The organism is Limosilactobacillus walteri (assembly GCF_014830205.1).
GTDB lineage: Bacteria > Bacillota > Bacilli > Lactobacillales > Lactobacillaceae > Limosilactobacillus > Limosilactobacillus walteri.
In genome coordinates, this window is sequence record NZ_QORN01000024.1 from 19,655 (window position 1) to 41,191 (window position 21,537).

The window sequence follows — 21,537 nt, forward strand, 5'->3', positions numbered from 1 at the left end:
TGCCATTGAATTAAAGATATAAGTTATTTGGATCGTTCTTATCAGCAGCAAATGTAAATACACGATTAGCATTAGTTTCATCGCGGTATTGTGCATAAGCAATTTGATTTGATGGAACAAAGCTAGGTTGTTCATATACTGGTGTATAAGTTACATCTGGGTTATAAGTACTTAAGTTAACTGGCGCATTGTTAGTAGCAGTAGTTTGAATAAATGACGTACCGAGTAATTGCGCAAGTATTGCTGAATTATCTAAACCAGTTGCATTGCTTGAAACATTAAAAGACTGGGTAGTAAATGTTTGCGTATCAGCAGCTGATTCCTGTGATGATTCGTTATCATTGGAAGCAGCCACTTGAGTAACTTGAGCGCTGTTTTGCGCACTAGTATTTGCACTAGCAGAAGCTGCATTACCACTGTTAGCCGTTGCACTATCATTCGTAGTTGCTGATGCACTCGCTGCGATTGCTTGCGAAGCTGCACTAGCAACCTTCTGTTCGAACTGATCCGCCACTGGAGTTTTAAGATCTCCAGCCGGATTTTGTGAGGCTGGCATCGCACCGCTAGCTTGGTTAGCTGCTGTAGCTTCTTTCAATGTTGAAGCACTAGCAGAATTCAATACTAGATTATGGTCAGTTTGTTCTGAACCATCGTTATTGTTATTGGTATCAGCGTTAGCATCAGTTGTATCAGCTGATACACCGTTGGCAAAAGAAATACCCAAAAGGACAGAAGCTACACCAACAGATAGTTTCTTGATGGTGAACCGCTGCTTCTTGGGCTCATATTTCTTAAATTGTTCTTGCCGATTATTACGTGATAACATCTATATTCCCCCTTGATATGTATTTATTTATCGCTCTATTATAGAAAAATTGACAGAACACATAACACGTATAATTATATTCTACTTGTTTTGGTTTAAAACACAATTTTGCTTATGTCTAATCTCCGCTAATTTAAAGCACTATTTTCTTTTAAACAGCGATAAATTCCAGATATATCAAGGGGTTAGGTCTGTCCTAAAAACATCTAAATTTTTTCTTACAAATGATAACTTTTTCATATGTTAAACGTTTGGCATCCGATTTTTGCTTATCACTGTTTAAGGTGGGTAACAAACGACTGTTAAAGCTTTTCTCTTGCTTTTCATAAAGCGAAAAATTCAAGAGAATACGCTTATTTTAGTTTAAAAGCAATAAAGCAACTGCGGGAATATTACCCTCAATTGCTTTATCGTCAGTTTCCTGCATTATTCAGTTTAGCTGTTCCGCTTTTTCCGTAGTCCAGTAAGACCAAAGATACTTGCTAAGGTTGCAAAAGCAAAGCCTAACGTAATTGCAGCTTTACTATTCCGCGTATTACCTGTTTGTGGGAGGACATTTGCCTTTTGCTTATTCGGTTGCGATGTATGATGCAATTGCGTCGAAATCGAATGTTCATTAGCAATATGCGTCTCCTTGCCTTGCTGCACAATAGTTGTAGCTGGTTGATCAACACTAGTCTTTGGATGTTCTTCCTGTGTTGGCGTTGTTGGCCGTACAGGCACCTCTGGTTGTACCGGCGTCGTCGGCTGTACAGGCGTCACTGGAGATACTGGCTTAGCAGGATGGTTAGGCGTTACTGGCTGGTCAGGAGTGGCATTCTTCTTGTAAGTAATTACAACTTCTTGATTATCCATTCCCGGCTCAACCTTTACCGTATTAACCCCCTGTTGACTAGCTGTATATCCATTTATCATCGGAACATGATATGTCGGCCATTCATCACCAGCAGCTGCTTGCCAAGCACTGTAAGTTACTTTACCAGTTACTTCGTCAAACGTTGCCGTCCGGGTAAACTCAACAGGTTGAACAGTTGTCTGTTGCGTACCGTCAGGATTCTTAACAACAATCGTCCGCGTTACCGTATCAGTTAAGGCATCCATATGCTCATAGGTCACACTCGGATCACCTGGAACAATTCCAGTTGGTGCTTGTTCACCTGGCGTTACCGTAATGGTCTGGTGTTCAATCTTAATCGTAACTGTCGGAACCCCATCTTGAGTAATAGTAACTGTTGATGGAATTTCTTGACCAGGGATTGGCTGCCAGCCAGCTGGAATGTCCGGTGTTACATTGACCGTTTCACCAGTCTTACCAGTGATATCGGTATGACCAATTTCGTTGCCACCCCCGTCACGGTAGATGATCTTACCTGTTTGCTCATTCGGCATGTAGTTAACTTCAACCGTCTGATCTTTAGTCGTAATATCAACATTTTCCTCTGGAACAATTTGCATATTTGTCGTGTACCCGGTTACGGATTCAGGAGTAAAGGCCGTAAACTTACCAGTATTCCATTGAACGTCAGTGATCTCACCTGTGACAAGGTTCTTAGTTCCCTTACCAGTTAATTCGACCGTTTGAGTGACTGTCTGATCACCACCTGGTAAGTGTTCAATGATTGTCCGCGTGATAGTCCGATGCTCAGTCACTGCTACCGTTTGCGGTTCAACAATAATTGTCGTTGTCCCGTTCTCAATTGTAACAGTCGATGGAATATTACCACTTGGCTTCCAGTTATTAGGAACCTCTGGGATAAATGGTACATTACTACCATCTTCACCAGTGACCGTCTGGGTATGAATTACCTTGCCATCTTTATCCTTATACTGGATAATTTGCTGCCCCTCTTGCGGTTGCGGAATCTTATCGTAAGTGATGTTAACGGTTTGATCCGCCGTTTCCGCAGTTACCTTTTCTTGGGCAACACTGGCTTGACTTGGGATGTAACCAGCGATTTCACTTGGTGTATATGCATCCCATTGAGCCTTCCCTGCTGTTGACCACTTACTGTAAGTTACTTCACCAGTAACCTCATCAAAGGTTGCTGTCCGGGTAAATTTCACAGTTTGCGAGATTGTTTGCTTGGTACCGTCTGGGTTAGTAACAATAATCGTTCGGGTTGGCGTGACTACCAGCTTGTCGATGGCTGGGTAAGTCTTGGATGGATCACCCGGAACTTTCCCCGTTGGAATATCGGCAGTTGGAGTATCTGGTATAACTGTAATCGTCCGATGTTCAATCTTAACTGTAACTGTCGGAACGCCATCTGGGGTTGCCGTCACTGTCGTAGGAATTTCTTGTCCTGGTATAATCTGCCAGCCAGCAGGCGCGCTTGGATTGATCGCAACACTTTGGCCAGTCTTACCAGTGATTGGCGTTGAAGTAATTTCCTTACCAGCCCCGTCAACGTAAGAAATCTTACCAGTTTGCTCGTTTGGCGTGTAATTGATTGCAACACTTACATTCTTCGTTGTTGAACTTACCGCTTCTTCAGCTATATTTTCTGGATTTGCAGTGTAACCTGCAACACCCTTTGCCTTGTAGCTTGCCCAACTGGCGGTAGTCCACTTGCTAAAGTTACTTAACTTACCAGTTACTTCGTCGTAAGTTGCACTACGAGTAATTGTAGCTGTTTGTGGTGTCACAATTGGAGTTTGATCTGGAATATTATCCGTGATTGTCCGCGTTGCCGTGTGAATCAATTGATCTTTATCAACATTACTTGGAATATCTTCCGGATCCTTACCATCAATCGTCTTCATTGCGTGAACTAAGTGAATAGTAATTGTTTGATCCTTAGCTGCTGTGAACTTGTAGCTTGTTGGTAACTTCTGACCATCAGCTAATTCATAGTGGTCTGGAACCTTCAAATCAAGGTTATCAATCGTTTGATCAGTTCTACCATTCTTAGTGATGGTTGTACCAACTTGACTGCCATTGTCGTCATCATCGACAAACTTAATGGCTACTGATTGTTCGTTAGCAGTGTAAGTAATCGTAATTGTCGTTGGCTGAGTGGCATCAGTTACAGTTACCTCATCAATTGAAGTAATCGTAGTAGTCTTGCCATCTACCGTTTGCGTAATATGCGTAGTGTAGCCTGAAACACCTGAAACTGGATAACTACTCCAACTTGCGTTGCTCCAATCACTCAAGTTTGTCAACTTACCAGTTACCTCATTGTAAGTGGCGGTCCTGTTGATCGTAGCAGTCTGCTTTTCTGTCTTAGTACCAGTAGGCAATTCATTGTTAATAATACGATCAACAGTCTTAGTCAAATCATGTTCCTTAAACCAATCGCGATCTTTTGGATCTGGATTAGTATCAGGCTTAGTTGGATCAACTGTCACTTCCTTTTCAGTTAAGTGAATAGTAATTGTTTGATCCTTATCTGCCGTAAATGTGTAACTTGTTGGTAATGTTTGACCCTTAACTAACTCGTAGTGAACTGGAACCGTTAACCCAAGGTTATCAATTGTTTGATCAAGCACACCGGTCTTAGTGATGGTCTTGCCAACCTGGGCGCCATTGTTGTCATCATCGACAAACTTAATGGTTACTGACTGCTCATTAGCGGTGTAAGCGATCGTGATTGAGCTATCGCTATCAGTTGCTTTCACCGTCACTTCCGGAACAGTCTTGTCAGCAGTGTAGCCAGCAAATTCCTTAGGAGTAAAACCTGCCCAAGTACTTTTACCATCAAGTGCGGTCCATTTACCTTCACTATTTGCAACCAATTTACCAGTTACTAGATCATAAGTTGCTGTTCTAGTGAATTCAACTGTTTGTGGGTCCTTTTGATCAGCAGGGATTTGGTCAAGCTGATCTTGAGTCAAACCACTGTAGTTAATTGTACGAGTAACATCTTTAACCAAACCATTTTGTTTGAACCAATCCTTGTCTTTTGGATCTGGGTTGGTAGCTGGCTTAGTTGGATCAACAGGGATCGTTTTATGAACTAACTTGATATTCAAACTTTGTTGCAAGTCTTTGCCAAATGTGTAAGTAGTTGGCAATTTTTGACCTGGAGCTAATTCATAGTTTTCAGGAACTTTCAAACCAAGATCAGCGATTGTTGAATCGTAAGCACCAGTCTTAGTAATAACATCCCCAACTTGCTTATTACCTTCAGTTGTATCTTCAAAAGTAATTGTCAAAGTAGCATCCAAAGTAAATTCAGCAGTTGAAGAAATCTTCAAAGCGTAATTTGGATTTGCAGCTTTAAGCTTTTGCATACTATCTGGAGTCAAACTAATTACATAAGTACCAGCTTGATCAGGATTACCGACAAATTCATAAGTTAATCCTTCTGGAATCGTAACTCCAGTTGCACCAGTTACATGGTAGTTAGCTGGATCAATTTCAGCATTAGTGCTTTCCTGACTACCAGAAATCTTAATCATTGCTTCAGCTGGGCTAATTACATACTTGAACTTACCACTTTCAGTTACATTGTAGTTTGGATTATCTGCTTGCAATTGAGTAATTCCAGATGGTTTCAATGCAATGTAGTAAGTACCGGCATTAGTTGGCGCATCAATCTTATTGCCACTAGCATCTAGCCATTCGTAATCATCAGCAGAAATATTAGCAGTGTTCAAGCTTTCGCCATCAACTAATCCGCTTGGAGTAAATGAACCGTCAGCTGGGTTAAGAGTTGCTGCTTGTCCATCATAAGTCTTACCAGCGTTAACACCAGTCTTTTCACCAAGAGTGACGTTTAAGTCCTTCTTATTAATGGTAAAGGTTGCGCTACCAGTTTCACCATCAATCTTAACATTGCCGTCACCAGCAACACTGTTGATAATTGCCTGAAGTTTTTCAGGATTAATCTTGATTGTGTAAGTACCGGCATTAGTTGGTGCACTAGTTAACTTAGTACCATTAGCATCATACCAGTCATAGTCACCATCTTTGAGCTTGTAGCTGCTATTGTTGTCACCTGGGAAGATGAAAGTGATCTCGATATTACCAGATGGGCTGTTAACTTCAGCAGTTGTGACAGCTTGACCGTCGTAAGTCTTATCGTTTTGACCGCTAAGAGTTGCTGAACCGGTAGCTTGATTAATCGTGTAAGTAAACTCACCACTAATTGCACCGTCAGCAAAGCTATAGTTAGGGTTGGCATTCTTAATTTTATCGATTGAACCAGTCTTGATCTTCAAGTAGTAAGTGCCGACGTTTGTTGGTAAACCAGTCATTACATGACCTGCAGCGTCATACCATTCGTAGTCGTTAGCAGTCAAACTTGAAAGATCTAAGCTTTGACCTTCAACTAAACCACTTGGTGTCCAAGTAAGTTGACCTAAAACAGAATCAACTGTCGTGCCTTGAGCGTTGTAAGTCTTCTCACTATTGCCACCTAAAGTATCCGTTGCAACTTTTGGATTAATCGTGTACTTCACAGTGCCGTTAACTGCAGTGAAGTGGTAGTTCGGGTTAGCATCTTGCAAAGTCTTAAGAACGCTATCTTTCAAACGTGCTTCGTAACTACCGGCGTTAACTGGAACTGCATCAAGCTTATTGCCGTTTGCATCGTACCAATCAAAGTCACTAGCAGTAATGCCTGCATCAGATAATGGAGTATCAGCAACCGTACCATCACCGCTAATTGTTAAACCAGCAACATTTAAGCTTGCGCCTTGACCATCGTAGGTCTTACTTTGATTATCACCGTTAATTGTGACATTGGTGATGTCTTTTGGCGTAATCGTAAATGTAGCTTGACCTGATAAGTCATCAGCAGAAATGGTTACATTCCCTTCGCCCGCTTTAGCATTAATTGCAGCTTGCAAGTGAGTCAAACCAGCTTGGGTCAACTTAAGAGTATACGTACCCGCATTAACTGGAGCTTGGCCCTGTGGAGTATTCCAAGTATAATCTCCATCTTGGAGCTTGTACGTAGTATTAGCACTAGCTGGGAAGTTTAAGTTGACAATAATGTCACCACCATCATTAATTTGAGCAGTAGTTACACTGGAACCATCGAATACCTTTTGGTTAGAACCTGATAAGTTTGCCTTAGCAGTTACCTGACTCACATCAAAAGCAGCATTACTATTAAACGTCCACTTATAGTTATTACCATGGTTTCCATCAAGAGCCTTTAGCTTAGCTTTACCACTATCAGATAATTCAACAGCGTAATGACCAACATTAGTTGGATCACCATTGGTAAATTGCAAATCCTCACTCGTCAATGTAATAGTTTGGGCTGCACTACCATCAGCTGTATAAATCGTTGCTGAATAAGTGTATTTTCCTGACTTGAAATCGTTTGGTGTAATTGAACTACCAGTATAACCTGTACTGTCAGTACCACTTAATCCCACAGTTGCCTCACCTTGGGTAACCGTTAATGTACCATGACTAGTCACATCAGTAGCTACTTGTGGATATGCATAATTAGTTCCTAAAGCTGCCTTAATGTGCTCTAATCCCGTAGCGCTTAAAACAACCTTATAGGAGCCGACATTACCAGGAGTTTGATTAAAGACTAAGTCACCAGCTTGAATTGTGTAATTCAAAGTTGTGCCATTTTCAGTCTTAATTCCTAAACTAAATCCTTCTGGAACATTTTGAATTGCGGTTTTCCATGCGGTAGAGCCGTATTCCACTGACTTATTTTCGCCAACGCTAATCGTAACTGGCATTTGATCAACGAAGAAGTTAGCCCGAGCTAGTGAAGCTTGCGTCCAATCATAGTTAGTTGAACCTGTTAAATCATGCAACTTCTTCAAGCCTTGGCTGGATAACTTAACTTCATAAGTTCCAACATCATCTGGAGTTGTAACAAATTCCAAATCACCAGTAGTCAATTGAATATTAGTGTAGATTGGCTGCTTATCATTATTCACAGTATCGTTGTGAACTGGTGCAGTAATCGTCATTGTGTAGCCATTGTCGCCACCATATTGAATAGTAGGATCTTGACCATACTTAATGTGCTGAGCACCATTGATTGTGACAGTAGTTGCAGCTGGTGTAATTACATAGCTAGCTGGATCATGTTCAGTTTCAACTACATTTGTATCTCCATTTTCAGAAAGAGCATTAGTAGCAGTTCCCTCAAAATCATAGTCAGGATATTCTTCCTTCAAACGGTTAATTAATTGCTCAGAAATTACAACCTTGTATGAACCAACATTGGTTGGTAAAGTGCCAGCTTGATAGCCTTGAATATAAACATCTCCAGCTTGCAGCTTTCCAATAATTGGCTTAGGCGTTATTGCATCATTCCAATTACTTAATTCTGCTGTATATGCGGCAGGATCAAATGGAAGAACTGTACCATATGGAGTTGTTTGATTTCCTGTTAATGTTAACTGAGCTTTGTGAGCATAAATAATATAGTTAGCTGTGCTCGTTGCCTGACTAATATTATAGTTGTTAGCACCGGTTAAAGCCTTAATCTTAGCCATAGCTGCAGCAGTTAATTGAACATGATAATCTGGTCCAGTTTGAACACCACCACGGAAGTTAGCTTCTTTAACTGGTTGACCAGCAGCATCAACCACCTCAAGATCATCGGCAGTTAAAGTGAAGCTACCTAATCCGGTTGGTTCATTAGCTGAATTACCCCAAACTAACTTAATATCACCATCATCAATCTGTTTTTGAGTAACTGCAGCATTTTGACCGTTGTAGACCTTAGAAGCAGTTCCAGAAACACCAATTTCGAGAGTAGCTGGATAAATGTGGTAGGTAATGCGGCCAGTAATCGTGCTTGCGCCATCCTTATTAGTGAAAACATAGTTAGGGTTAGCATTCGCAAAATCCTTTTTACCAGCTTCATTCAACTGTAAGTAGTAATATCCTGCATTGACTGGAACTTCAGAAAGTGGCTTACCATCATTATCTACCCATTCAAAGTCCGCGCTGGTTAAATCAGGAATAGTTAATCCTTCAGTATTGTTGAAGCCAAAGTTCTTCTTGATTTCGGCATTATTTGGATCAAAGACAACCGCTTTACCGTTGTACTCGCTCTTTTCTTCACCATGCAACTGAACATTTGGTGCAACAGCTTGCTTAATTTCAAATGCAGCTGAACCGGTATTAGTTCTAGTTAAGTTAACATTGCCAGCACCGACTGCAGTGTTAATTGCATCTTGGATCTTATTCAAACCTTGCTCAGTTAAAGTAATGGTGTAATTACCGACATCCTTAGGAGCGGTTCCATCTTGAGTATTCCAAGTGTAGTCACCGTCTTGCAAAGTGAAGTTTGTTGGCAAGTTAGCAATATTAGTACCACTAATAACTACCTTAATAGTTGAATCATTTGCATAAAGATCAGCAGTTGTTACAGCAGACCCGTTGTAAATCATTGAACCATTGCCGCTAAGTTCAGTTGTTGCAGTAGCAGGTGTAATGGTGTAGCTACCTTCACCCTCTGATGAAGTTGCGTTCCAAGTAACATTGTCTTTATTAATTTCCTTAATGTGATCCCAGCCTGCTTGTGATAGACGAACTTCGTAGTGACCAACGTTAAGAGGAGCCTCAGTTGTCCAAGTATCGCCAACCTTAAATTCGATATCGCCGGCAGCCAGCTTATAAGTTGGGTTATTTGGTTCATTTAAGGTAACTGAGAAGCCATTTAAGAGATCAGTATTAACACTGCCCGTGTAGACATGAGTTGGGTCTCCACTAAAGATTGCTGAAGCAGGAGCCTTATCAATTACTAAATTACCGTAGCTAGTACCTTGGCTAATCTTGTAGTTATTACCTACTGCATTTTGAACCTTAGTGACACCAGCAGCAGTTAAAACAATGTGGTAAACTCCACCAGCGTTTTCAGCAGTGATTGGTTGACCGCTGGCATCGACGATTTCAAAGTCGCCTGATTCAAGTTGGACATTCGTCATTGAAGCAGTTGCGCCAGTGGTGTTACCTGCAGCATTAGCAAAGCTTACAGTTACACTGTTTGCGCCATCAGCATTGTAGACAACGTTGATTGGTGAACCAGTGTAGGTTTCAGTTTGCATGCCTGAAACATTTACAACATTTTCAGATGGAGTAATGGTAAAGCTGGCATCCCCACTGATTGCGCTAGCATCAACAGTTGCATTAGCTTGATCATTTTGACCAGTACCTGAAAGTTCTTGCACCTTTTGAGCAATATGAGCCTTACCAGCGTCAGTCAATGTAATCGTGTATTGACCAACATTAACCGGATCAGTGACTGCAGTATTATTTTGACTAAATGTGTAATCGCCATCTTGCAAAGTGTAAGTTGCGTTATTTGCACCTGGGAAAGTTAACTTAACAACGATTTGACCATTGCTGTTAACTTCAGCATTGCTGATGACTGCACCATTGTAAACCTTAGAGTTGCTGCCGCTTAATTCAGCTGAGCCTTGAGCTTGGCTAATTACGTAACTACCAGTCCCTGATACAGTTAAAGCGTAGTTAGGATTGTTAGCTACAAGTTTAGCAATTCCTGCAGCGTTCAATTTAATACCGTAAGTACCAACATTCTTAGGATAATCATTTTCAGTGAGGGGATTACCACTAGCATCAACCCATTCGTAGTCGCTACCAGTAAGGCCAGTCGTATCAAGTTTTACAGTTTGACCACCTAAAGTAGTAGTAATTTGCAACTGAGTTGGATCAATCTGACTAGTTACTTGAGCATCGTAAGTCTTACCGTAATCACCAACATTGCTTACATTAGCTGTAGCTGCAAGTGGAGTAATCGTGTAGCTAGCTGTACCTGAAATTGCATTGTCAGCAAATTTAACGTTAGCTTGACCATTTTGACCGCTGCCTACTACATTCAAGATAATCTGCTTAATAGCTTCTGGCTTAAGTGAAATCGTGTAAGCCTGGCTGTTAGCATCGACTGGTGCTTGACCATCTGGAGTATTCCAAACAAAATCATCAGCAGTTAATTGAACTGTAGTTGAGTAATCGGCGTTGCCATCTTTTGGATAGTGCAAAGTCAAAGTGATGTTGTTATTAGTGTTTTGAGCATTCAATTCATCAACAGTAACAGCTTGACCGTTGTATGGACGAGTTCCGCTACCACTTAAAACCGCACTTGCATTAGCTTGAGTAATTGTGTAAACGCCAAGACCCTTATTAGTTAAAGTGAAGTTCTTGTTGTGGGCCTTTAAAGTCTCAAAGCCACTATTAGTCAACTTCACGTAGTAAGTGCCGACATTTTGTGGATTGCTAATTGGCTGATCTTGTGCGTCAACCCATTCGTAACTTGTACTGTCAATACCTGTCATATCAAGGTTAACTGGTTGACCATTAAGCGTAGTAGTAATAGCAAACTTGCTTGCATCAATTGAGCTAGTTGGTGCACCGTCATAAACCTTGGTGTAATTACCTTCTGTCCTATTAGCTAAAACAGCATCACCACTCAACGGATTAATGGTAAATGTAGCATCACTGGTAATTGTAGATTTGCCATCTTTAGTCCAAACGATACTGTTATTACCATACTTAGACTTAATTGCGTCTTCACCTTGAGTGGTTAAACGAACTTGGTAATGATCAGCATTAGTTGGTAAATCAGTTGTCCAAGTTGTGCCGTCAGTTGAAAATTCGACGTCACCTAAGCTGAGACTCATTGAACCAACATTAGCAGTTGGACCAGTTACAGTAACCTTCAATCCAGTAGTTGGATTGTTCAAGTCAGCTATGCTAATTGGATTACCAGTGTAAGTACTTGAGCCGTCACCAGTTAAAGTGGCTGTTGCTGTAGCTGTGTAAGTTACATTGATAGTCGTTGGCTTAGTGGTGCTATTAACTGTTTGAGGCTGAATTGAATCAATTGTAGTTGTTACACCATCGACAGTTTGAGCAATTACTGGCTTGTAGCCATCAATTGTTGGAATTGTATATGCCGGCCACTGATTAGTTGCCCAGTTAGGAGTTGTCCAGCCGCTTCCAGTAAATCCATCAAAAACAACACCTGTATCATTGGCATTAACTCTGACAGGTCTAGTTAAGGTGACATCTTGATTAGTAGTAACAGTAGATTGACCAGGCTTAGTTATGTTAATCGTACGGGTAATCTTCTCTTCAACTAATGGCTTTGCTACATAGTATGTAGTTAGTTCATTACGCATATACCAAGTTGGATCAGTACTATTAGTAAAGACTGTATTCGTCCAATAAGTTGGAGTAGCAAAAGTTTGAGTAGAATATGCATTATTCAATTGCATATAGGCAATAACAAAGTCATTTCCAGCAGCTGGCGGAATGACATTAAATGAACTTGGCTTACCATTAGTTGGGATACCCCAAGAACCAGAAATAATGTGGAATCCTGGATTTGCCTTATCACCTGCAGAAGTATCCCATTGCCAGTTATTATCATAAACTATCTTGTTGGTAGTCGGATCTAAAGTACCGGTCTTATCATAAAAGACTTGAATCTTAGAATCTGGTGCGAAAGCTTGACCATCACGGTCGCCGCCAACAATCTGAAATTTAGCGGTGATTGTTCTAGCTTCGGTTTTATTTGGAACATATAAAATAGTATGAATAGGCTGAGCTTCATAAGCTGTAGCAGCACTTGTATATGCTGTTGAAGCTTTAGATGAATCTGTTTGACCACCTTCACCATCAGTATTCCAAGTTGGATATACGAACTGATTAGCTGGAACTTTATTAGTGTTTGAAGCGGGTCCACCAACGTAAGCGGTATAACCTGTTAAAGTTGGCACATCAGCTGTAACAGCTCCCCAAGTTTCAGGCAAATTAGTCCATTTTCCAGAAACAACATTGTATCCTGCTTTGCCGCCATTACCTGTCTTTTGAGTATTCCATTGCCATGGACCATAAGTGATATTTTTAGTTACTAAGTCTTTGGTAGCCTTTCTGGTGTAGTACACATCTAGAACGGCTGAATCAAAGGCATTCCCGTCTTCAGTATAGGTGCCATCATCATTCACTTTTGCTTTTACGTAGTTTACAGTGACTTTTCTGGTTTCTTGGGCTTGTGGATCAGAATTTGTCACATCTTGAGTTCTATGCTTAAGGTGAATGGTCATTGTTGCGCCAGTTAAAGCATCTTCAACCGCAGGTGTGGTCTCCCACTTAAAGTTTGGAACAGTCCAGTTACAGTCTGGATTAGTAAATGGTACACCATATGAACCAGTAATTGTAGCACCTGTTGGTACACCGTCAATTCCAACAGAATAATAATCACCTGCATTTACACCTTCTGGGAAAGTTCCTGCTGGGAATTTAATCCAATCATATCCACCATTACCAGGGTTAACTAAGTGATCTGAATAAAGTTCTTTGTTTTCATCATCATCCCAGAACTTAAGTGTGAAGTTCATAATTTGTTTTACCGAAACCTTCACAACCGCTTTATCACTAGTAAAGCTAGGAAGCGTGTAAGAAGTTGGAATTGATGCACCTTGAACAAGTTGGTAATTGTCAGGAACCTTCATTGTGAAGTCAAGCTTGGTGTCCTTGCCTGCGATGAATTCTTGAGTGTAAGTGTCACCTACAACATCATTAGTCTTACGATCGACAAATTCAAACGTTACTGGCTGCGCTACAACAACCTTAGCTTGAACATTGTAGTATGAACCATTTTCATCAGTTAAGGCGCCTAAAGTGCCAGCTGGAACAGATACGCGAATGGTAGCGGTTTGGTTACCACTAACTAAACTGCCGTCAGCATTTGTCTGCAATCCAGATAAGCTGAAAGTTGGCTTGTAGCTTGTTGCCTTCTCTGGGAAAGAACTCTGTTCACCATCTTTACCAGTCTGAGTATAAGCTTGGTAGTTAACTGAATTACCATCATAATTAGTTAAATTACTGCCTTGATTTTCACCATTAGCAATACTGCTACCTTGACCGCTGTAGCTTGAACCATCAGTCTTAAATTCTTGACCATCAACTGCAGTCAGCTTCGGAATTACGTTAACGTAAACCTTAATTTCCTGATTTAGGCCACTTGATGGGTAGTGAACAGTAATTAAACCTTCGTTGGTTTTATTAGTATTAATGTCAGTCGTCCAAGCTGCAGTGTGTTCTTCCCAATTGCTTGGCAAGTTCAAAATACTATCAATAGACGGGACTTCGCTACCTTCAACGATATTAATTACACGAGAATCGTTAATTGCAACAGCCGCGGTAGCTACTGGCGTTGTCGTCGTTTCTTGCTTACCAGTACTATCTAAAATTGGCTTGTTATCAGTCGCATTAAATAATGGATAAGTTGCCGTAATTTGAACGTTAGTGTAAGAACCTGGCACCGTCCAAGTTGGTTCACCATCAGTAAACTGGAATGTCGTACCTTCAGGAAAAGCCGACTTATTTGTTACTAAATCAGCTGCGGTTAAAACAGTACCGTAGTCGACCGTTTCATTCTTTACGTGAACATTGGCAATTGTTGAAAGTGTAACATCTTTGACTAAAGTAGACGTACCAGTAGGCAGCGTTACCTTAACCGTTCCCGTATAGGTTTGTCCTGCTTTATCAAGAGTAATTGTTTCGGGTTCATTAGTTGCTGGATTTAACCATTCAAATTTTGTCCCTTCTGGCCACTTCGTATTATTGTCCAGAATCGAATTTGCTTGGACGTGTTTGAGTGAATTTTCAATATTAGCTTGAATAGCAGCTGCTGTGTCGACTGGACCATCACTAACATCAATTGGGTTTGGACTGGTGGCAATTGTCGGATAAAGTGCCTTAGCTGTAGCAGTTAGACCATAGTAAGTAGTTGGCATGTTGGCAGCTACATTGATAGTGCCACCTGTTCCGGCATTTTGGAAGAGATCAGTAGTGTACTGGGCAACTTGTTTAACAAAGTTCTCAGTTCCAGTGGCGCCGTTATATGCAGTGACGGTTTTACTCAAGTTCGAAAAGATCACTGGTTGATCGCTAGCATTGGTTTGACCAAAACTAGCATTAACCGTAATCGCCCATTGCCCTTGAGTACGCGCACCTTTAAGCTTTAGCCAATTCTCATTACTTGAATGCGAAAGAGATGTTGAAGCATAACCAGCTGTCGTTGCTGGCCACTCTTTATTTAACTCTTCGGCATTTTTAAAGACATCATTTTTGAGATAAGCATTATTTTGACTAAACTGTGAAAGGTATGGCGCATTCGGGTTTGTCCCTTGATTATAGAAATATAAATCTTGCAATTTTGGCAACGGAACATAGTTAACCTGAACATTTTGACCAGCTGAGTTTGGCAACCCCGCTAGTGACATCGTAAAGTGATTAGTCTTAGCGCTAGCTAAATCAGCTGGATTAGTCCAATCACTAACGTTCGTCGTTACCCCGAGACTATAAGCTAAGGCATAATCTTGATAGAAATATTGGCCCAGCGTCTGCGCGCCTTGGCTGGGATCAAAGCCGACTTGCGGAGTATTAGTTGCCGGAAGCAAACTACTATCGGCATCATTAGCATAAGTCTGCCCTTGAGCATTGATCACGGGATCGCCGTCTGCATCCGTGGGAATATCAGTGCGTAATTTTAAGCCCTTAACAATATACGGCACCTTAATCGTATAAGTTCCGACAGTATTAAGAAATGGGGTTTCTATTCCCATATCTTGGTTATAACCAGTCAAAGAAGTATCGTTAACAAAAACATCTGCCCAGTGAATTCCTTCAGTTGAAGTATCTAAGGGGCTTACTAAGTGAGCAGTTACACCAGCTGGATCGACTCCGGCCACACTTTGCCCAGGACTAATTAGACTATGCTCTGAATCATTGGAATCATATAATACATAGCCATTAGCGTCTGGTTGATCAAGTGAAGTAACAGTGTCACCGACATTTCCTACATAGTAAAAAGAGTGTCCTTGCTGAAGACCAACTTGAGGGTTCAGTGTAAATTCAACATCAACAGTTGTTGACTGTCCATTTGCATAAGTGACTTTGATCTTACCACTACCGGTTCCACCATTCACTCCGTCAGCTGCAGTCCCGGTGTCAGGAGTACCATCCCAAGTAATTTTGGCGCCAGCTGCTTCAAGCTGAGCTGCATTTTGGATAAATTTAGCAGCATCGGCTTCGCTTAAAGTTGAACCAGCGTTAGCCATCGCGCCGTCTCCCATCGTGTAGACAATTGGGGTAGTGTTTTCAGTAGCTACTTTACTTTCCTTGAGGGCATTAGCGGTAAGTTGGGTAGCTGGTTTATTAGTTAAAGATAGAGTTTGGGTATCGCCTTGGTTTTGGGGTTGGTTTTTAGCACTATTTTCTTTAGTAGTTTGATTTATTTTTGGATCAGGTGTTTGCTGTGGCTGTGTCTTATCTGACGTAGCTGATGAAGCAGGATCCGCGTTATTTGCCTTAACAGAATCACCTGAAACCACCTTTGGAGTACCTGTTACAGTTGTCGTCCCCCTATCACCTGCACTAGCAACAGCACTTGGAGTTGACGATGCAGAACCACTACCACTATTAGGTTTTGAAACTTCCGTCACTTTACCTGTTTCAGGATTATCGTTAGCCTGCGCACTAACATTCATTACCGCGGTCGCACCAAATGCCAACATAAAAGTAGCACAAGCTGTGATCCACTGTTTTTTTGCTTTGTATAATTTATAGTTTTTATTTTGCGGAGTCATCCCCCTCAGAGAATTATTTTTACTCATAATATTCCCCTCTCACTTTATGACATTTATTGCTTATATTTATGTTACTAATTATAACTCAAATTCCATTTGATAGGTTTCACCTTCAATTGATAAACCGATTAGTTAATTAGTAACATTCTATATTCTGATAAACTTCTTACACTAGTGACGAAGAACGCAAAACACCAATTATGTTTTATCTCAGTAACCGTTTCAATCATTTGATAAGCCAATATAATTTTAAATCTATTCACTTTTGAAACTTGTTATTTCAAATATCAATAACAAAAAATCGAGCGATAACCATTTCCCATGTTTACCACCCGACAAATCCCGTTATACTGGTTTAAACTTTTTTTACACCTTTTGCTGGTTGCTGCTTTTTATTAAAGAGCCGGAACACAAACCTTGCTACTAACGCTTGTAAAACAATAGTTACAATACTTTGTGCTAATTTTCGTTGCCACTTCATTTTGTTTAGCTCCCTTCCAAATATAAGCTACTACATTACCTTTATTATAACCGTTTTAGGATCAAACCATTAATAGTTTGAATTCTTTTTATAATTTTCATAATATATCGTTTAGATTATAAAAGCGCGATAATTACTGCTGATCATTCACAGATTATCGCGCTCTAATTCTATTTTTCTAAATAACTCAACGGCTTTTCAACGTTGACTTTTGTCCCTTGATACTTTTTATTAATCCATTGTTGAATTTGCTTATTGTGGTAAAGGGTAACCAATTTTTGGTATTCTTTATTATTACGATTCTTTTTAGCAGTTGCTAAGACATTAATATTATCCTTAGTGCTTTGGTCAACTTTTTCATGATAAATTGAATCTTTTAATACATTTAAGTGACCAGTCAACGCAATGGTATTACCGATTAATACAAGATCAGTTGACTTTAATACCCGTGGTCCAGTCGTATCATCAATCTCCTTAAATTGAAGGTTCTTTGGATTAGCCGCAATATCATTGGTGCCGCTTGTTGCCCCAAAGTTTGACTTAAGCTTAATCAAGCCGGCACTTTGCAAGAGGAGCAGGCCACGAGCGGTATTAGCCGGGTTATTGGCAATCGCAACCGTTGCTCCGTCAGGAATGTCCTTAATATTCTTGTATTTGTCAGAATATAAGCCCATTGGCTCAAGATAAGTCGTCCCCAGCGCGGCTAATTGCGCCTTTTTATTTTCCTTATTGTATGCCTGCAGGTATGACCATGACTGAAAGGCATTAACATCAATCTCCCCACTGGCAGTTGCCCGGTTCAAGGCGACTGGATCAGTAAAGCTCTTCACTTTAATCTTCAAACCAGCCTTTTTTGCTTGTTTACTGTCAGCAATATGCTGCCAAATCTGCACATCCGGACCGATCGTCCCGACTGTAACTTCATCTTTACGCGCAAAGCCGCCATTAGCGCCCACACTAAGCCCTACGCCAAGTAAAATCACAACAATAATTCCAATAATCCACCAGCTAGTATGCTTTTTATTTCTCATCTTAAAGATTCCCCTTTACTTTTGTTTTCGCTATTTGTCATAACTAATCGCAACAGCCAACGGGATTCGACATGTCTTTACTCTAGAGAAATCGTTAGCCTGCTATTTACTATTAGTCCACCACATGCCGTTCAAACGGCTTATCTGAAATTCCTTCATCAACAATCTTCTTTGACCATTCCTTTGCAGAAAATAGTGAGTGGTCACGATAGTTTCCGCATGATTCGATGGTCGTTCCTTGGACATCTTCCCATTTTGTCTTATAAGCAATTTCTTCTAGGGAAGACTTTAAGGCTTTTGCTACTTCAGTGGTTGAGTGTTCGCCCCAGGTAATTAAGTGGAACCCGGTCCGACAACCAAACGGGGAACAATCAATTACGCCATCTAAACGGTCACGAAGCAGGCCAGCTAACAAGTGTTCGATCGTGTGTAATCCGGCAGTTGGAATCGCATTTTCGTTTGGTTGAACTAACCGCAAGTCATAGTTACTGATTTTGTCGCCCTTTGGCCCTTCTTCAACTGTAATCAACCGAACGTAAGGTGCCTTTACCTTAGTATGATCTAATGTAAAACTTTCAACTTTAGCCATAATAAATCTCTCCTTTATTAATCGATGCGTGCTTGCTCTTGAAACGAAAAAATCCCTAGGAACGGTAAAATACCAATTCCTAGGGACGTCTAATACTAATTAACGTGATACCACCCTAATTCGACCTTATCTCGCAATAAGATCCGCATGAGGTACTCGTTTGAATACCCCAGCACGATAACGGGTGCTAATCGCTTGCTGCTAACGACGAACGCTCACAGCATCAGTCTGCTCCAAGACCATCTTCATCATTATCTGCAATACCGGTTCTCATCATTGCCGATTCTCTGTAAAAGCATTAAATGATTACTCATCTTTTCTAAGCATTTTCTAATTTAATTGTCATTATAATATCGTCATCCTTACAAAATGTCAACACCTAATTTCAAATTTTTAATCAGCATAGAGCATTCGTAAGGTTTTGGCATCATTTTTAGTGATCCCATTTTTTATATTTCGCGGAATCATTACACTATGTTCATACTCTGGAGCATGTGCCAATCCTAACGCGTGCCCGAGTTCGTGTTGGGCTACCTCACTCCGAAATTCTTGATTTGTGTAATCTAACTGGTTCGGATCAAGCGTGGAGGTCGCTTTGTGCAAGGTATTCGTAGTCGGATCATATTCTGTCCGTGTTGAACCCAGTTCAGAGGTTGTATAGCCAACATTATTATTGCCCGTACTATTACGGGCAAGATCCCCATCGGCCGCGATAATATTGGCTTTTTCTTCGTCCTTTATCCACCGAATATGAACTGCTTTGGTTTTATTCCATTTCTTGACCGCATCACGAAAAGCCCATTTTAACTTTGGATCAGTCGTCTCCATATAAATAGTTATGTTCTTTTTCTTCCAGCGAATCCCCTCTAATGGTGTTGGCGTGTTTTGTGGAATCGCTAGCCGTTCAGCATTAGGACGTTGGGACGAATTTGAAAATTGAAAATCATTATCATTGACCGTATCTGGACTAAAAAATGAGGATTGAAACGGCTGTGAGTTTGCATTCGTATCATCAGCAAAAACTTGGCGACCACTCACTCCGATCATCCCCACAACTAGTAACGCTAATAAGAAACGACGCATTTAATCACCCCCATAATTAATCTTAGAAATGACAACGTGGCGCTAACCGTTCCTGCCAAAAACTAACGATTCGTCCTTGACCAAGGAAACCAATCAGCGTGCCAATATTAAATGCATAAATTGCCTGATTTTTCATCGCACATAACAAGATGATAATAATTGGCAAAACAATATTGAAATATTTGGTAAATTTGACGGTTGCCCGGCGTTTTAAAAATACTGTCAACTTATCATGCGGGTGATAACAACAGTCGCATTGTTGATATAAGGCATAGCCGGCAAAAGCAATTACTAATCCAAGGAGGTCGAAACCGAACCGGACTAGGATCTGACTCGTATTGAGACCGCAAAAGCGCCACACATCAGCAAATAACTGCATTAGGATACTATAGGGAATTAAAAAAGTCAGCTCCCAACCAAATTCTTTTGGTACAAACTCACCAACTAGCAAAATATTAAGACCAATCACAAACAGGCCTTCTGTAAAAATAGTTTCAGTCATATTCCAATGCATCAGATGCATAATATTAACGATTGAAGCCGGCCACGGCATACTCCCCATGTTGGTTACAATCGTCATTGAGTGCCCAATTGAATTTAAGATAATCGCCAGTGCTAAAAAGCGATACCGACGCATATTTATCATCCCGCTTGTTTTATACTCTATCTTGGTATTTTATCACGCTTCACTTTTTTATGCCTTAATGTTGCCCTGATTTTTTGTAAGTATAATAAAGACCCAGAGGACCATTAAAATAGTACCCTGAGTCAAAATTAAATTTATACTTAATTATTCGCGTTCAAATCCGTTCATAATGATGTAGGACTTAATCGCTTTACGCTTATCCATTGCTTCATATGCTTCTTGAATCTGGTCAAGACTAAAACTCTTGGTAAAGACTTTTCCTGGGTTGATCTCACCATCGAGGACCGCCTTTAATAATTCTGCCTTATCATAAGTCGTTACAGAAGCTGGACCACCAGCAACGATCGTATTTTTATAGAATGGTGCCGCCATATCCTGCTTAGGCGTATGCGGTAAGCCGACCCGTCCAATAATTGCTCCAGGGCGGCCAACTTTCATGGCAGTATCTGTTGATTGTTCAGTTCCAACACACTCGAGGACCGCATCCGCGCCAGAACCATTGGTTAATTCCATAATCTTTTGAATGGCTTCTTCACCACGTTCAGCAACATTATCAGTTGCCCCAAATTCTTCAGCAAGTGCTTGCCGGTCTGCATGACGGCTAGTTGAAATGATTTTCTTGGCACCGCGCATCTTAGCAGCAATAATTGCACAAAGGCCAACCGCACCGTCACCCAATACAACAACAGTATCGCCAGCGCCAACATTAGCAACACGGGCAGCGTGATAACCAGTTGCCATGACATCCGCTAATGTCAATAATGATTTAAGCATTCCTTCACTATAATCGCTTGGCTTGCCAGGGACTTTAACGAGTGCCCATTGCCCATGAGCAAAGCGATAATATTGACCTTGAACCCCATTGCTAAAGTTATCGGTATGAGCTTCACACGAACCATCAAAGCCTGCACGACAAGCAGCACAATGACCACAGCCATGAGTAAATGGCGCAATTACAAAGTCACCTGGTTTGACTGTTGTAATCTCGTCACCGACTTCTTCGACAATCCCTAAAGCTTCGTGACCAGAATTTTCTTCGCCTTCTGTGAGTGGATTAATTCCCCGAAAATTCCAAAGATCTGATCCGCAAACACAGGTCCGGACAACTTTAATAATTACATCATCTGGTTGTTCGATTGTGGGGCGATCCACATCAACAAGCTTGACTTGACTAACTTTTTCAAAAATTGCTTTTTTCATTATCAAGATAGCCTCCTTTATTACCTTTCTATATTTTAATCCAAATATTTCATAAAAGAAAATGCTTTCTTTCAATAGTTAGCCATTCAATTTATAAATAATTTTAGCGGATTTATCTAATAACTTTCT

8 protein-coding genes are annotated in these 21,537 nt (G+C 40.7%); all 8 read right to left on the minus strand.

Annotation, left to right across the window (positions count from 1 at the left end; all coding sequences use genetic code 11):
* Window positions 1-10 precede the first annotated feature (10 nt).
* Window positions 11-826, minus strand: a complete 816-nt coding sequence (locus DTK66_RS11010) for a YSIRK-type signal peptide-containing protein (RefSeq protein WP_225209030.1) — start codon at window positions 824-826, stop codon at window positions 11-13.
* A gap of 435 nt (window positions 827-1,261) precedes the next feature.
* Entirely contained in the window at window positions 1,262-16,405 is a 15,144-nt protein-coding gene (locus DTK66_RS06700) for an MBG domain-containing protein (protein ID WP_191668171.1), read from the minus strand.
* 328 nt (window positions 16,406-16,733) lie between these two features.
* Window positions 16,734-16,859 (minus strand): hypothetical protein, encoded by a 126-nt coding sequence (locus tag DTK66_RS11110; protein WP_255505076.1) that lies wholly within the window; start codon window positions 16,857-16,859, stop codon window positions 16,734-16,736.
* 170 nt (window positions 16,860-17,029) lie between these two features.
* The gene (locus DTK66_RS06705; protein WP_191668172.1) at window positions 17,030-17,890 is read right to left on the minus strand and encodes a MetQ/NlpA family ABC transporter substrate-binding protein; all 861 of its coding nucleotides are present in this window, start codon (window positions 17,888-17,890) and stop codon (window positions 17,030-17,032) included.
* A gap of 112 nt (window positions 17,891-18,002) precedes the next feature.
* Entirely contained in the window at window positions 18,003-18,479 is a 477-nt protein-coding gene (locus tag DTK66_RS06710; protein WP_191668173.1) for an S-ribosylhomocysteine lyase, read from the minus strand.
* A gap of 393 nt (window positions 18,480-18,872) precedes the next feature.
* A complete protein-coding gene (locus DTK66_RS06715) occupies window positions 18,873-19,562 on the minus strand; it encodes a matrixin family metalloprotease (protein ID WP_191668174.1) in 690 nt (229 codons plus the stop codon).
* Window positions 19,563-19,584: 22 nt separating this feature from the next.
* Window positions 19,585-20,199, minus strand: a complete 615-nt coding sequence (locus tag DTK66_RS06720) for a DUF6198 family protein (RefSeq protein ID WP_191668175.1) — start codon at window positions 20,197-20,199, stop codon at window positions 19,585-19,587.
* A gap of 153 nt (window positions 20,200-20,352) precedes the next feature.
* On the minus strand, window positions 20,353-21,408 hold the full coding sequence (locus tag DTK66_RS06725; RefSeq protein ID WP_191668176.1) for a zinc-dependent alcohol dehydrogenase family protein: 1,056 nt from the start codon (window positions 21,406-21,408) through the stop codon (window positions 20,353-20,355).
* Between the last annotated feature and the right edge of the window lie 129 nt (window positions 21,409-21,537).